We start from the raw sequence: 14,594 nt of genomic DNA, 5'->3' as shown, positions 1-14,594 counted from the left end.
TGTTTCGCCGCTTACCAGCCCGGGTAGCCGGCCACGTTGTCGCGCGTGACCAGCACGCTGGGAATAAGAACGGTGCGCGCGGCAACCGGTTTGCCAGCCGCGATATCCTGGGCAATCTTAATGGCCTGGTGCACCATTTCCCCCGGATTCTGCGTGGCGGTGCCGATAAAGGGCGAGCCTGATCGCTTGAGCTCGTCCACTGCCTCCGGGCTGCCGTCGACGCCTGTGACCTTAATACCTCCCGCCTTGCCCGCCTGTTCCACCGCCAGCACGGCGCCCAGGGCTGAGGGGTCGTTCATGCCGAAAATACCGGTGACGTCGGGGTGGGCGGTCAGCATATCGGTGGTCACCGCCAGGCCGGAGGCCCGATCGTTGCGGGAAGACTGTTGCCCGACAATCTTGATGCCGGGGTATTTTTGGGCGACGTTTTTACAGCCCTTAATGCGATCTATAATGGTCTGGATAGGCGTACCGTCCACCAGTAGTACTTCCCCCTTGCCGCCCATTTGGGTAAATAAGTAGTCACAGGACTTTTCCCCGGCCTGCACGGCGTTGGTCATAACGGCGGCGTCCGCCCCTTTGGCCGGGGTATCCACTGCAATCACAATGATGCCGGCGGCTTTGGCCCGTTCGATAGCCGGCTCGATACCGGATTCATCCACAGCGGAAATCACGATCAGATCCACCCCCTGCTGAATAAAAGCGTCGATCTGGGTATTCTGGTTGGACAGATCCAGCTGGGCGTCCTGGACGTTCAGCGTCGCGCCGATCTCGCCGGCCATTTTTTTGCCGCCTTTGGTCATGGCGGAAAAAAATGGATTCGACATGTCCTGGACCATTAACCCGATGCGGGCGATCTTTTTCGGCGCGGCCTGCGCCTGGACCGCGGGCGCCAGGCTGAGCGTGGCGGCGACCACGGCGGCGACGGCCACGGACAGACATGTTTTATGGATTATTTTCATTCGATTCCCCTTCACTTCACGTATTGTTGGATAGCACAGGTGTAGGTACAGCGCGCCGGGACATCCTGCAAAGGCGTTGCCCGGTTACGACTCTTCTTTCTTTTTGGACGCGGCGGGAAAACCGCAGCCGCAGGACTGGCGGACGATAAGCTCCGCCGGTACCTGCTGTTGATACTCGCGCCGGAATACGGGCAAGGGCGTCGCGTTTTGCGGCCCGGTTTGCTCACCGATCAGCGCCACCAGCATTTCGGCCGCGCGCCGGCCGATCTCTTCGCTGTGTTCGTTCAGGGTGGTAAGCGGTGGGTTAAGCAGCGGCGCCCAGTCGAATTCGTCATAGCCGACCAGCGCCATGTCGGCGGGAATGGCGATCCGGCGGTCCTGCAGGAGTTTTAACGCCCCCAGCAGCAAGGGGTTGTTGCCGGCAATCAGCACGTCCGGCAGCCGCGCGGTTTGTTCCAGGTACTGTCCGAGCATGGCATATGCCGAGTGCGTGTCGTTATCGGTTTCCAGCACCACCAGCCGGGCGTCATGGCGGCGGGCCGCTTCGCGTATGCCGCGTTCGCGCTCAAAGCGCGTGGTCCATTTTTCCGGATAGATCAGGAACAGCCATTCGCGATAGCCGTGCCCGGCCAGATGGTCTCCCACCAGCAGGCTGGCGTTATAGTTATCGGTGGTGACGCTGGGATGGCTGTTTTCACCCAGGGGGGCCGAGTCAACAAAAACAATGGGGATCCCCCATGTTTCCAGCAGCCTGATGTTGTCGGGGCTCAGCGTCAGCGTGGCAATCACGCCGGCCATGCGCGACTCGATAAGCCGCTTGATCATCCGGTCTTCAAGGCAGGGATCGTACACGCCGTCCACCGCGACATCGCCCACCACCACCGTCCAGTTCGAGGGCCGCAGCGTTTGCTGGATGCCGGACATCAGGTTGAGGTAATAAGAGTTTGACGCGTGGGCGGTGATCACCGCCACCGAATCCCGGCTGGACCGGCGCAATTCCTGCGCCGCCCGATTGGGAACATAACCCAGTTCCCGCGCCGTCCGCAGGATCATGTTGCGGCTCTCCTCCGACACGCCTTCACCGCCGTTAAGCGCCTTGGATACCGTAAACATGGATAAACCCGTGGCTTGGCTGATGTCCCGCATAGTGACTTTTCGCATGGGCATTTTCTGGTCTCAATGGCCGTTTTCACACCGACCTAAACGTTTATGTTGTTAAGCTAAACGTTTAGTTAGCCGTTTTCAGTGAGCAAAATCTCGTTTTCGGCGCTTTTTTACCCAGGGTAACGCGATGTGACGGCCACGACTGCCTGAGGATACTGTGGTCCAGGCGCGTATCCGCGCCGCGAGCGGTGAGCTACCCACCGCAACGCTAAGGAAATGGTGTTATTTGAAAAAGTTAAAAATGAAATTAACCAAAAGCGGCGCTATTTAAGTGCAGGTGCGCACATATTAAGTGCAGGCGGTCGTGGAGGTGATTTTTATAATAAAATTCTTTTATAGTAAAAAGAAATCAGTAATAAAAAGATTTTATTCATCGTAACATTGGTTGCATGGAAAATTTAATTTATTAATTTAAATCAATGATAATTCATAGGGTTAAGTAAGCGTTTTTGTTTAATTTTATAAAATAAAAAAGCTGGCATAGTGATTGCAATATTTAACCGTGCTCGAAGCGCATGGTAAATTAAATTATATGCTGTTTTTTATTACTCATTAAATATAAAGGTTGAGGCATTATGAATTTTTCGGGTAAGAAACACACAGGCGCTTTACTAGTATTAATGTGTTCGCTGTTGAGCGCCTCTGTCTGGGCGCAAGATAATAATATCCTGAGATTCGGCACGGCATTAGGCTACGCGCCCTTTGAGTATCGCGGCAGCGACGGTCAGATGACCGGTTTCGAAATAGAGCTGGGCAATGCCATCTGCGCCAAATTGCAAAAAAAGTGCCAGTGGGTGGAAACGGAAATATCTACCATGATCCCGGCCTTAAAATCGCGAAAATTTGACGCAATTCTCGCTTCTATCGGCGTTACCGAAGCGCGTAAAAAGCAGCTTTTATTCACCGATAAAGTCCATGTCGGGCATTCGCGTCTTATTGCCAGGGACGATGCCGGATTCAGTTCGGATACCGCGAGTCTGGCCGGTAAAAGCGTCGGTGTCGAGCAGGGCACCAACGTAGAATCTTTTGCTAAAAAAGTGTGGGCGCCGGCGGGAGTAAAAGTGATCTCTTATAGCAATCAGGATCTGGCCTATAGCGACCTTCGTTCCGGCCGGCTGGATGCCGTGCTTACCGGTGAAGTGCAGGGGGAACTGGGCTTCTTGTCCACGGATAAGGGAAAAGGCTATCGCTTTGCCGGCAACGCCATCGAGGATCCGCTGCTGGGCACCGGTGAATCGGCTATCGCCGTCGACAAAAATAACCAACAGCTGGCCGACAATATTAACCAGGCGTTAAAGGAACTGCATGCCGACGGCACCTATCAGAAAATAGCCCGCAAATACTTTCCGCCCAGCATCGATATTTACGGCCAATAACATTACCGGCGAAACGAGGTATTTATGATCCCACAGGGCTATAGCGATATGTTGCTCGCCGGTATCGGCATGACCGTCCGTCTATCCCTGGCTTCACTGGCGGTGGCAATGCTGCTCGGACTGGCGGGCGCGGTAGCCAAGTTATCCGGTAGCCTGGTCTTGCGCGGTATTGCCACTCTCTACACCACGGTCATTCGTAGTATCCCTGATTTGGCCATTATGCTGCTGGTATTTTACAGCCTGCAAATGGGGCTTAATAACGCCACCGACGCCTTAGGCTGGCAACAGATCGATATTAATCCCTTCGGCGCCGGCGTGATTACCCTGGGTTTTATCTATGGCGCCTATTTCACCGAGACCTTTCGCGGTTCCATTATGGCGGTGCCTGCCGGCCAAATGGAGGCGGCCAAGGCATTCGGCATGGGTGGCTGGCAGAGTTTTCGTTTGATTATGTTTCCTCAGATGATGCGTTTTGCCCTGCCCGGGTTAAGCAATAACTGGCTTATTCTGGTCAAGGCCACCGCATTGGTATCGATAATCGGCCTGTCGGATATTACCAAAGCGGCCCAGGAGGTCGGTAAAGGATCCGGGCAACTCTTTTTCTATCTGGTGATTGCCGCGTTGTTCTATTTACTGGTCACCAGCATATCCGGCGTGGTGATTGCGCTCTTGAGTAAACGTTATGAGCTTGGCGTGAGGGAGGCGGGATTATGATTGAAATTCTGCAAACTTATTGGAAAGCCTATATCTGGCATGATGGCTACCAATATTCCGGTTTGGTAATAACCCTCTGGTTATTGGTTGCCTCGCTGCTGATGGGGTTTTCATTTTCGCTACCATTATCTATTATGCGTGCCTCAAAAATAAAATTTTTCTCAGTGCCGGTATGGTGTTTTACCTATGTTTTTCGTGGCACGCCGCTGTATATTCAACTGTTGATTATTTACACCGGCGTCTACAGTTTGCAATGGGTGCACGATCAGCCGCTGTTAAATGGCTTTTTCCGCAATGGTTTTTATTGCGCCATACTGGCGCTGGGCTTAAATACCACGGCATTTACCACAGAAGTATTTGCCGGCGCCATCCGCTCTATCTCCCCAGGTGAGATTGAAGCGGCGCGGGCATTCGGCATGAGCCGGCATATGCTGTACCGAACCATTATTCTACCCTCCGCGCTGCGGCGCGCTTTACCTTACTACAGTAATGAAGTCATCCTGATGTTACACGCGACGGCCATAGCCTTTACGGCCACGGTGCCTGATGTGCTGAAAGTGGCGGGGGATGTCAATGCCGAGACGTATATGTCCTTTCAGGCTTATGGCATTGCGGCACTGATTTATTTAATGGCTTCATGCGCCCTGATTACATTATTCCGCCTGGGTGAGCGTCGCTGGCTGGCATTTATGCGCCCGATGAATACATAAAACATTTTTATTTTGACAGGACAAGGCATTGGAAAAGCTCTTTGTTGATAATTTTAGTAAAAGTTATGGCGATAATCTGGTATTGCGTGGCGTATCACTGCGCGCCAAGGCCGGTGATGTCGTCAGTCTGATCGGCGCCAGCGGTTCGGGCAAAAGTACGCTACTGCGTTGTATTAATTTTTTAGAGCGGCCGGATGACGGTGCGATATTTTTTGACGGTAAATTGATAAAAACAATTAAAGACCGTCAAGGCCGGATGCAAGTCGCCGACGGCAAAATACTGCAAAAGATCCGTACTCGCCTGAGCATGGTATTCCAGCATTTTAATTTATGGAACCATCTTACCGCGCTGGAAAATATTATGCTCGCCCCCGTCAATGTTCTGGGTATGCAAAAAAAGGATGCCTATGAACGGGCTAAACTTTATCTGGATAAAGTGGGCTTACCGATGCAAATGGCCAACAAATATCCTTCGCATTTATCCGGCGGCCAACAGCAGCGCGTGGCCATTGCCCGGGCGCTGGCCATGGAACCCGACATTATGCTGTTTGACGAGCCAACCTCCGCCCTGGACCCGGAATTGGTGGGTGAGGTGCTCAAGGTCATGCAACTGTTGGCGGAGGAAGGCCGCACCATGATCGTCGTCACCCATGAGATGGGCTTTGCCCGGCATGTCTCAAACCAGGTGTTGTTCCTGCACCAGGGAAAAATTGAAGAGCAGGGACGGCCACAGGAAGTGCTGACCCATCCCCAAAGCGAACGGCTGCAATGTTTTCTCAGCGGTAATTTGAAATAACGCGTCACCCACGGGGCGTGTAAACATCTGTTTGGCGTAGGGCTGGCGACACCCCTGCGTCGGTATATCCCGAAAGAGGCTGTTATGAACCAGGAAAAATTGACACAACTGATCGAAAAATTTGGCAATCATATTGAAGACGGCAAAATTTATAATCCGGATTTCGCCGCCGCGGGAAAAGTGCTGGAGGCCAGTCGCGCTCCCGGCCACAGCCGGTGGCCGCTGGCCGACCCGGCGACCTTCCTCAACCTGGCCTATGACGCAGGCGCTTACCAGCAACAGTTCGCCGGCCTGGATGTCGCTATCATCGGCGTTCCCATGGATCTGGGCGCCGGCGACCGTCCCGGCTGCCGTTTTGGTCCGCAGGCGGTGCGCTCGGTCAGCCGCGTAGGGCCTTACGATCGCATTCTGAATATTGCCCCGGCCGGCGTACTCAAGGTGATGGACGTTGGGGATGTGGCCTTCACCAATCCGCGCAGCCTGGAACAATGTCACCAGGATATTGAAAACTATTATCTGCGCGTGATGGATGCGGGAGTGGTTCCGCTTACCGTCGGCGGCGATCATTCCATTACCTATTCCATTCTGCGTGCGGTAGGTAAAAAGCAGCCGGTAGCCTGTGTGCATTTTGATGCCCACTGCGATACGTCCGGTGCTTACGGCACGAAATACCACCACGGCGGACCGTTCCGCCAGGCGGTGCTGGACGGCGTGCTGGACCCGGAGCGATGCGTGCAAATCGGTATCCGCGGCGGCGGCACCTACCACGGCGAGTTTTCCCTCGAGTCCGGCATGACCGTAATTTATGGTGAAGATATCCTGGAAAAAGGCACCGCCTATGCCATCGAGAAAATCAAAGGAGTGATAGGCGATCGTCCGGTGTATATCTCCTTTGATATTGATTCGGTTGACCCCGGTTACGCCCCGGGCACCGGGACGCCCGAAGTTGGCGGCCTGACGCCGCGCGAGGTACAACAAATCCTGCGTTCGATGGCCGGCATGAATATCGTCGGCGCAGACGTCGTGGAAGTGGCGCCTCAGTACGATGCCACCTCGAACACCGCACAAATCACAGCTCAGGTGCTGTTCACCGAGCTTTGTCTTATCGCGCTGGCCAAACGCTGAGAATAATGAGGCTGGTTCCCGCACGCTAAGGCGCGGTTACCGGCTGTTATAGGGATGATTTTTTCATACGGGCACTTTATGCTTCCAGTTACCGCGCGGGCACGTCGTGCAGGAAAGCGCTTTTTACTCCTTGATAATATGCTGCTGGAACTGGGCTTTTCGGCGGTTTTTCCCCTGTTATCGGTGCATTTTGTCGAACAATTGGGCTGGCCGGCGGTTATAGTCGGGGTGTCGCTGGGTATTTGGCAGTTTATCCAGTCGGGCACCAGTATTCTCGGCGGCGCCATTGCCGACTATTTTGGCGCTAAACCGATGCTGGTGATCGGCATGTTGCTGCGCGCCGCCGGCATGGGCCTGATGGGTTTTGCCGATCGTGGCTGGATTTTGATGATGGCCTGTACGCTTGCGGCCATTGGCGGCATGCTGTTCTCTCCTTGCCGATCGGCGCTGGTGATAAAACTGGTACGCCCCAACGAGCGCGGGCGCTTTTACTCGATCCTGATGGTTGAAGACAGCGCTTTCCGGGTGCTGGGCGCGCTGTTGGGCAGCTGGTTATTAATGGCCTATGACTTCCAAAGCGTTTGTTTCGCGGGTATGGCCATGTTTATCCTGGCTGCCGGCTGGAATGCCTGGAAGCTACCTGATTACAAGCTTTCCAGCGTCCGTGCGCCCATTCTGTCGGGCATGGCGCGGGCATTTAACGACAAGCCGTTTCGCCGTTATGTCATGATCCTGACCGGTTATTACACGCTCAACGTGCAGGTGATGCTGATGTTGCCCATCGCAGTACAGGCGGTGGCCGGTTCGCCGGCGGCGGTGGGCTGGATGTACTCCATTGACGCGGTGATGGCCCTCCTGCTGCTTTATCCATTGGCGCGCTGGAGCGAACGCCGTTTCCGTCTGGAGCAACGGCTGATCTTCGGCCTGGCATTAATGGCCGCCAGCCTGGTATTGGTCGGGTATGTGGACCGGCTTATGGTGTTGTTCAGCCTGGTCATCTTGTTTTATCTTGGCTCGCTTATCGCCGAACCGGCGCGCGAAACGCTGGGCGCGGAGCTGTCTGATTATCGCGCCAGAGGCAGCTACATGGGCTTTAGCCGCATGGGCGCGGCGGTCGGCGGGGCCCTTGGCTATAGCGGCGGCGGCTGGCTGTATGATTTCGGCACGCGTACCGCCACGCCTGCGTTGCCCTGGCTGATACTGGGCGCTATCGGTCTGGTCACTCTGGTTGCGCTTTATATGCAGTTCAGGAACCATCCGACGCAAATTGCCAGGTTGCGCAGCCTGTAGCCGCGGGCGCCGGGGCGGACAGCAGCTGGATAAAGCGCGCCAGGCGCGGCGTGTGCAGGGCATGATGCCGGTACAGCAGCCAGGTGTGATTGGTGATCGGCTTATTATCTTCGTCGAATATGGGGCAGGGGTGCAACGCGGCATCGAAGGGAAGGTAGTTGGATAAAATGGCATAACCCAGTCCGTGTTTGACCATTTCCAGGCAGACTTCCAGTTTGTCCACCGTCATGGCCACCCGCGGCGGGGCAGAGAAACTGGCGTTCCACCAGCGATCGAGCAGGGTACTGATATAGGGACCGTGGCTGATGCGGATCTGCGGCAGATGAGGCAGATCCGCCAGGTCGACCGGGCGATGGTAAACGATAAAAAAATAATTTTCATCCACCATGTGTTTGCCCTCTTTCCAGTTGAGATCGTCTTTAACCAGCGCCAGATGCACGTCATTGCGCTGAAGCTGGTGGAAAATTTCCAGACTCAGGCCGGTGGTGACATTCACCGCCACCTGGGGATGCTGGGCGATGAAGTCTTGCAGCAGCTTTGGCAGCCGGTAGGCGGCATAATTGCTGGAAGCGCCAATGCGTATTTCTCCGCGCAGCCGGTCACCGCATTGCTGCAAATTTTCTTTCATATCCCGGTAGTCCTGCAATACCTTAACCGCATAGTGCGCGATTTGTTCTCCTTGCAGAGTAAACGTGAGGCTTTTGTGGCTCATGTCGAAAAGCTGCACATCCAGCTTTTTCTCAATCTGCTTGAGACGGTAACTGAGCGCCGGCTGGGACGTATTAAGTAATTGGGCGGCGCGGGTAACGTTTTTTAATTCATAAACGGTACGAATAATCAGCCAGTCTTTATCATCCATCACGGTACTCCTTAGCCCGGAACGGGTAACCGTTCCGGGCATGTTGCCATTCGGCCCGTTTTCCCGGCGCCTATGCCTTTCAGGACCCTTATGGGTCTCAACGCACTGGCCTGACCTGGCCAATGGCGGACAGCACCACGCACATCACCAGCCGCAGACCGATATCCTGGGTTAGCGAAATACCGGCTCCGGCGCACGCGACCACTGTTATAGCCCAGACTGAACAGCCGGGGGATAAGAATAGCATAAAAATCCAAGGTCTCTTCCCCCTTGCCCAAGGTAGAAACGCCAACGGTAATCAGGAACATGACGAAGGTAATCCGCCACGCCCCGCGCCGTTTAAAACGGTGCGCCACCCGGCTGATGCCGGCAGCAATTCACCAAAAGAATGCGGCTTATCAATGTGCTGGCAGGCGCCGGGACCGGGCATTTATTCGCCACTGCGTTTGATGCGGAAAATCATCGCCTGTACCTGGGTAATACGCAGGAAGCTCGGTTAGCCAACAGCTCAGCGTTCTGCGTCGCGGGGATTTTGGGTTGAACCCCGAACCCTGGACATCATTTTCAACAACTTGACGGGTAATCAACAGACGGCGCTGGGCGTACGTATAGGGTCTTCCCCCGTATTGCAAGACGGCAGTCATAATGATAGTGACAGGTTTGCTTTCGTAAACCTGTTACTTTTTCTTCTGATTGAAGTTTATTCATCATGGCGGAAATGGATGCTGTCGTGAAGAAGGGGGAAGACCATCTCATCGCTTACGATGAAAAGTCCTGCTATACCGGAGAACAGATTGCGGTTTCATGACAATTTAATTAATTTTTTATTTTATAAATACTGTTTTAAAAAATAGTAACCCTAGGTTACTATTTAGGATTATTCCAAATGTAGAAATTATTTTTTGCTGTTTTAATGGCTGCCATGGCATAAAGACCTTGCCATGATCGCTAACCATAAATAATAGAAATCCAGTTACGGATTATATTATCGATGGACGTTTCTGAAACGAATAACATAGGAATTACATCATGAATATGAAACATTTTTTTTTGAGTTTTATCCTAGTTACGGGTTGTGTCAGCACCGCAATGGCGCATGATGCCAGCTCGGCCAGAGCCGCTGCGGACTCTGCCCGTAATTCGGCTCGCAGTGCAGCGGACTCCGCCCGCAGCAATGCCGCAGAACGCGCCTCAAAGGCTGAGTCCTCATTCGGCAGTCAGCGTTCGCAGGCCCAGGCCGCAGCGGACTCCGCCCGCAGCAATGCATCAGAACGCGCCTCAAAGGCTGAGTCCTCATTGAGCAACCAGCGTTCGCAGGCCCAGGTCGCAGCGGACTCCGCCCGCAGCAATGCATCAGAACGCGCCTCAAAGGCTGAGTCCTCATTCGGCAGTCAGCGTTCGCAGGCCCAGGCCGCAGCGGACTCCGCCCGCAGCAATGCATCAGAGCGCGCCTCAAAGGCTGAATCCTCATTGAGCAACCAGCGTTCGCAGGTCCAGGCCGCAGCGGACTCCGCCCGCAGCAATGCATCAGAACGGGCCTCACAGACTGAGTCCTCATTGATCACCCAGCGTTCGCAAGTCCAGGCCGCAGCGGATTCCGCCCGCAACATGGTGGCGCGATCTGAGTTGCAGGACGGGGCAGAAAAGTAGGCGCGGGATAGTGCATTCGCAAACAATCACTGTCAATTGAATGATGATAGTTAAACGCTGAGATAAAATCCTGTTTGAATAAGTTCGGTGGCGTACAGCATAATCGATCTCTCGGTATGTTCAGGGCCTGAGTAAGTATTATTTTTTTAGTATTCACGCCAGTACATATCGGGATTTTTAAAATATCAGACTGCTATATTTTCTTCCTTTATAACATGGTCATTACTGAATAATTTTTTTTGTGACAATATTTGAAATGTTTTTATATTTAATTTTAATCGTTAATTTTTTATTGCACACCAAAATGCCTGCATTCCGATTTATTCAACAGTGTCTCGCTGATAATGACAGGCCCGTGGTACACAGCGACAGAAGCGCTCATTACCGTTGGCCGGGTTGCTAACCGTCCTGGTTGGTGAACTGACGTAAGGTCCGCAATCATGATGGGCTTACCGGCAGGAACCTGTTCTGGCCCGTCGTTGGCCAAACCAATAGGCGCAATGGCTTGCGGGTGCGGAATGGGCTGTTCCGCAATGGCTATAACGGCGCGGCGCTTGCATGTTGCTCAAAGTCCAGTTTATCGGTAAGGCAAATGGACAGAATGGACGCATCTTGTTCTCCCTGCGTCACAAAGGCGTGCGGCATCGAACTATCAATGTAGGCGCTGTCGCCGGGCAATAAGCAAAGCGGGGCATACCAGGCGGTATGCAAAATGGTTGTCCCGCTGATCGCGTAGATAAATTCTTCGCCTTCATGGCAGGACCATTGGTCCTGCGGCGGCGCTTCGCGTGCGGTAATCTGCATGACTATTGGGATCATGCCCTTATGGGTCAGTTCCTCGGCGTGCACATTGTAGATGTAATGCGCGTTGGTAAATACCAATCCTTCTCCCGCGCGGGTGACGGTCCGGCGGCCCGCCACCGGCGGACGGGCATTTGCTGCGGACGACGCGTTCTGCCTGAACAAATCGCTGAAGGACAAATCGAAGGCGTTGGCAATTTTGGTGATGGTGTCGAAGGAGGCCGATACCTGGCCATTTTCTATCTTTGACAGCGTCGAGATGGACACTCCGCAGTTTTTCGCCACCTGTTCCAGCGTCCAGCGCCGTTCCACCCGCATGGCCTTAATCCGTTTGCCGAAATCCTGCTCGGTGGTCAACGCGGTCCTTATACCTGCCGTTTTACTGTAGCTATTATTCTCCATCGCCCGCTCCGGAATACTGAGTACCTACTTAGCGCTGAAGTGTACGTTATTTTCTCATGGATCGCTTATTTTTTACTATAAGAAAAACATTTTGGTGTAAATGAAAAATAGGCGGCATGATGTGAAAACCAGCGCAACCCGCGGGTCCGGGAAAACCGGCGGCGGTTGATTCATTAAGCTACGGGAGAAGGACGTGAGCGAAACCATTATTGCTACCGTTTCCATGCAGGCGTTTTATGACAAGCCGCGTAATGTCGGCAATATCCTCGCGCTACTGGCGCAGGCCGTCGCCGCCGGCGCCAGGCTGGTGGTGTTTCCCGAGCAAATTTTGCAAGGCTACCTGACCGATACCCTGAGTCTGGATTTCGATAACGTGGCCTGGCAATTCGCCAACGCCGAAGTGATCGAAAGCGGGGAGGGCATCGGCCAGATCCGCGAGGCGGTGATCCGGCATCAGGTCTATGCGGTAGTGGGCATGACCGAGCGCCATCCCCGTTACCCGGAAGTCCTGTTCAACACCGTGGTGCTGCTGGGACCGGGCGGGGAGGTGGGCCGCTATCGCAAAGTGCACCAGCCGGGGGACGAGAAGCATGTTTATTATCCCGGCGAGGGTTTCCCGGTATTCGATACGGCGCTCGGCCGCATCGGCATGCTGATTTGTTATGACAAGGTGTTTCCTGAAAGTACCCGCGAACTGGCCCTCAACGGGGCGGATATCATGATCATGCCCACCGCCTGGGGGCTGGCGGGCGACAGCCGGGACCCGGAGCAGGATTCCATGGTCGACAGCTATACCCTGTTCGGCCGGGTGCGCGCGATGGAAAATCAATGCTGGATGGTGGAATCCAATTTGCACGGTCCCCATGGCAACCTGCTGTATCACGGCCACAGCCGCATCATCGATCCGCGTGGCAATATTATTGCCGATACCGGCAATGCGGCGGGCATCGCCCTGGCGAGCGTCAACATCCGGCAGGATATCACCCGCGCGCGCAGCGTAGGGTATATGGGGTACTTTTTCCTCAAAGATTATGTGCCGGTGCGGGCATCCGATCCGCCGTTAACCGTCCGCCATTACCATGCCAGACAGGTGGGGGAATAACGCCATGCCGCATACCCTGGAAGCAGTTAACATCTCCAAAAGCTATGTCTCGGCCGCGGGGCCGGTGGCGGTGCTCAATGCCCTGGATTTTCATGCCGATGAAAATGAGTTTATCTCCTTTGTCGGCCCCAGCGGCTGCGGTAAATCCACGCTGTTTAATATTATCACCGGCCTGCTGGCGCCGGACGACGGCCACATCATTATCAAAAACCGCGAGACCACCGGCAGCCCCTCGCCGGATCTGGGCTATGTCCTGCAAAAAGACCTGCTGTTCCCCTGGCGAACCGTGCTGGAGAACATCATCCTGGGCCTGGAGGTGCGGGGAATAAATAAAAAAATCGCCCGTGAACGCGCCGCCGACTTATTGCGTACTTACCACATGGAAGGGTACGAGGATAAATATCCCGCCCAGCTGTCCGGCGGCATGAAACAACGGGTGGCGTTAATGCGCACCATGGTTACCGAGCCCGAAATCATCCTGATGGATGAAGCGTATAAGGCGCTGGATTATCCGCTGAAAGTCTCGCTGGAGTCGGAACTGCTGACGGTGGTGAAACAGCAGAAAAAGACGGTGATATTTATCACCCACGATATCGAGGAGGCGGTCACGCTCTCGGATCGGGTCTATGTCATGAAAGCCAGGCCGGGCGAAATCGTACACGAGATAAGGGTCGATTTGGAAACCGACAGCATGATCATTCCCGAGCGCCGGCTTTCGCCGCGCTTCAATGAGTATTACGAAATGATTTGGCGCAGCATCGGCGCCGCCCCGGTCAATATATGAATGTTTTTCGCGAGGCGCAATCATGAGCAGTATTCCGCAACCTACCCGGGTGAACACGTCCCGCAAGAGCGAACGGCTGGAGTCCTTTTTCCGTACCCCGGCCGTCAGGCGCTATACGTTGCTGCTGTTGCAGATACTGATAGTGGCCGGCCTGCTGGCCGGCTGGGAAATCGGCGTACGCAACGGCAGCATCAGCAAGTTCCTGTTCGCCAGTCCCAGCATGGTGTGGGAGGTGCTGGTGCAGCGCTTCCAGTCCGGCGAACTGCTGGCCGACATTCAAATCACCACCTACGAGACGCTGATAGGCTTTGTCGTCGGCGCGATAGGCGGGTCTATCCTGGGATTGTTGCTGTGGTACTCCAAATTTATTTCCGATCTGGCCGCGCCCTTTATCGCCGCCATCGGCGCCATTCCGGTATTGGCCATCGCGCCTATCACTATCATCTGGTTTGGCACGGAAATGCTGTCCAAAGTGGTTATCGTCGCCTTCTCCTGCGTGGTGGTTTCGCTGACCACCTCCTATAAGGGCGCCCTGCGCACCGACCCCGACCTGATAAACCTGCTGCGGTCCTTCGATGCCTCGCGCACGGTGATTTTCGTCAAGCTGGTAGTGCCGTCCGCCATGCTGTGGGTCGTGTCCGGCCTGCGCCTGAACGTCGGTTTCGCCCTGGTGGGCGCCATCGTCGGGGAATACATCTCCTCCGACGCCGGCGTCGGCCATATGATCCTGCTGGGCAGTTCCAATTTCGGTATGAATATCGTCCTGGCGGGTATTGTGCTGGTGATGGTTATGATGCTGATTTTCAACGGGTTAGTTGCTTTACTCGAACGTATGATTCTCTCATGGGAAAGGGCCTGA

Annotated in this window: 15 protein-coding genes and 1 pseudogene; 10 read left to right on the top strand and 6 right to left on the bottom strand. The window is 54.5% G+C overall.

All coding sequences use genetic code 11. The annotated features are described in order from the left end of the window. Positions 1-11: 11 nt before the first annotated feature. Positions 12-962 carry an ABC transporter substrate-binding protein gene (locus tag ACL2XQ_RS15875; RefSeq protein ID WP_410014576.1) on the bottom strand — a complete coding sequence of 317 codons (951 nt, stop codon included), beginning with the start codon at positions 960-962 and terminating at the stop codon, positions 12-14. An 84-nt stretch (positions 963-1,046) separates the two neighbouring features. Then, entirely contained in the window at positions 1,047-2,123 is a 1,077-nt protein-coding gene (locus tag ACL2XQ_RS15870; RefSeq protein ID WP_410014577.1) for a LacI family DNA-binding transcriptional regulator, read from the bottom strand. Positions 2,124-2,758: 635 nt separating this feature from the next. On the opposite strand from ACL2XQ_RS15870, the gene ACL2XQ_RS15865 reads away from it, so the two are divergent. From ACL2XQ_RS15865 to mdtH, 6 genes are all read left to right on the top strand, one after another. Then, the gene (locus ACL2XQ_RS15865) at positions 2,759-3,502 is read left to right on the top strand and encodes a transporter substrate-binding domain-containing protein (RefSeq protein ID WP_413723127.1); all 744 of its coding nucleotides are present in this window, start codon (positions 2,759-2,761) and stop codon (positions 3,500-3,502) included. Between the two features lie 27 nt (positions 3,503-3,529). Beyond that, positions 3,530-4,216 carry an ABC transporter permease gene (locus tag ACL2XQ_RS15860; protein ID WP_410016789.1) on the top strand — a complete coding sequence of 229 codons (687 nt, stop codon included), beginning with the start codon at positions 3,530-3,532 and terminating at the stop codon, positions 4,214-4,216. Further along, a complete protein-coding gene (locus ACL2XQ_RS15855) occupies positions 4,213-4,926 on the top strand; it encodes an ABC transporter permease (RefSeq protein WP_410014579.1) in 714 nt (237 codons plus the stop codon). The genes ACL2XQ_RS15860 and ACL2XQ_RS15855 overlap by 4 nt, the downstream gene beginning before the upstream one ends. 28 nt (positions 4,927-4,954) lie before the next feature. Continuing rightward, the gene (locus ACL2XQ_RS15850; protein ID WP_410014580.1) at positions 4,955-5,722 is read left to right on the top strand and encodes an ABC transporter ATP-binding protein; all 768 of its coding nucleotides are present in this window, start codon (positions 4,955-4,957) and stop codon (positions 5,720-5,722) included. An 84-nt stretch (positions 5,723-5,806) separates the two neighbouring features. Continuing rightward, positions 5,807-6,847 (top strand): agmatinase, encoded by a 1,041-nt coding sequence (gene speB, locus ACL2XQ_RS15845; protein ID WP_410014581.1) that lies wholly within the window; start codon positions 5,807-5,809, stop codon positions 6,845-6,847. A gap of 78 nt (positions 6,848-6,925) precedes the next feature. Beyond that, a complete protein-coding gene (gene mdtH / locus ACL2XQ_RS15840) occupies positions 6,926-8,137 on the top strand; it encodes a multidrug efflux MFS transporter MdtH (RefSeq protein WP_410014582.1) in 1,212 nt (403 codons plus the stop codon). Here mdtH and ACL2XQ_RS15835 read toward each other — a convergent pair. From ACL2XQ_RS15835 to ACL2XQ_RS15825, 3 genes and pseudogenes are all read right to left on the bottom strand, one after another. Beyond that, positions 8,094-8,996 (bottom strand): LysR family transcriptional regulator, encoded by a 903-nt coding sequence (locus ACL2XQ_RS15835; protein WP_413723126.1) that lies wholly within the window; start codon positions 8,994-8,996, stop codon positions 8,094-8,096. The genes mdtH and ACL2XQ_RS15835 overlap by 44 nt on opposite strands. A 97-nt stretch (positions 8,997-9,093) precedes the next feature. Further along, positions 9,094-9,243, bottom strand: coding sequence for a hypothetical protein (locus tag ACL2XQ_RS15830; protein ID WP_413723553.1), 150 nt, complete (start codon positions 9,241-9,243; stop codon positions 9,094-9,096). Between the two features lie 16 nt (positions 9,244-9,259). Further along, positions 9,260-9,352 (bottom strand): annotated as a pseudogene (locus tag ACL2XQ_RS15825) (hypothetical protein); the annotation flags it as partial. 673 nt (positions 9,353-10,025) lie between these two features. Between ACL2XQ_RS15825 and ACL2XQ_RS15820 the strand changes: the two are divergent. Further along, on the top strand, positions 10,026-10,646 hold the full coding sequence (locus ACL2XQ_RS15820) for a hypothetical protein (protein ID WP_413739412.1): 621 nt from the start codon (positions 10,026-10,028) through the stop codon (positions 10,644-10,646). 537 nt (positions 10,647-11,183) lie between these two features. Here the strand turns inward: ACL2XQ_RS15820 and ACL2XQ_RS15815 are convergent. Continuing rightward, the gene (locus ACL2XQ_RS15815; protein ID WP_410014585.1) at positions 11,184-11,849 is read right to left on the bottom strand and encodes a helix-turn-helix domain-containing protein; all 666 of its coding nucleotides are present in this window, start codon (positions 11,847-11,849) and stop codon (positions 11,184-11,186) included. Between the two features lie 193 nt (positions 11,850-12,042). Here ACL2XQ_RS15815 and ACL2XQ_RS15810 point away from each other — a divergent pair, with 193 nt between their 5' ends. From ACL2XQ_RS15810 to ACL2XQ_RS15800, 3 genes are read left to right on the top strand one after another with little or no spacing between them, the layout of a single operon-like run. Further along, positions 12,043-12,951 carry a carbon-nitrogen hydrolase family protein gene (locus ACL2XQ_RS15810; protein WP_413723124.1) on the top strand — a complete coding sequence of 303 codons (909 nt, stop codon included), beginning with the start codon at positions 12,043-12,045 and terminating at the stop codon, positions 12,949-12,951. Between the two features lie 4 nt (positions 12,952-12,955). After that, positions 12,956-13,735, top strand: coding sequence for an ABC transporter ATP-binding protein (locus ACL2XQ_RS15805; protein WP_410014587.1), 780 nt, complete (start codon positions 12,956-12,958; stop codon positions 13,733-13,735). A 22-nt stretch (positions 13,736-13,757) separates the two neighbouring features. Then, entirely contained in the window at positions 13,758-14,594 is an 837-nt protein-coding gene (locus ACL2XQ_RS15800; protein ID WP_413723123.1) for an ABC transporter permease, read from the top strand.

It is taken from the genome of Sodalis sp. RH14, from assembly GCF_047324285.1.
GTDB lineage: Bacteria > Pseudomonadota > Gammaproteobacteria > Enterobacterales > Enterobacteriaceae > Acerihabitans.
Note: the sequence above shows the minus strand (reverse complement) of the source record. Positions and strands in the feature narration are given on the sequence as shown.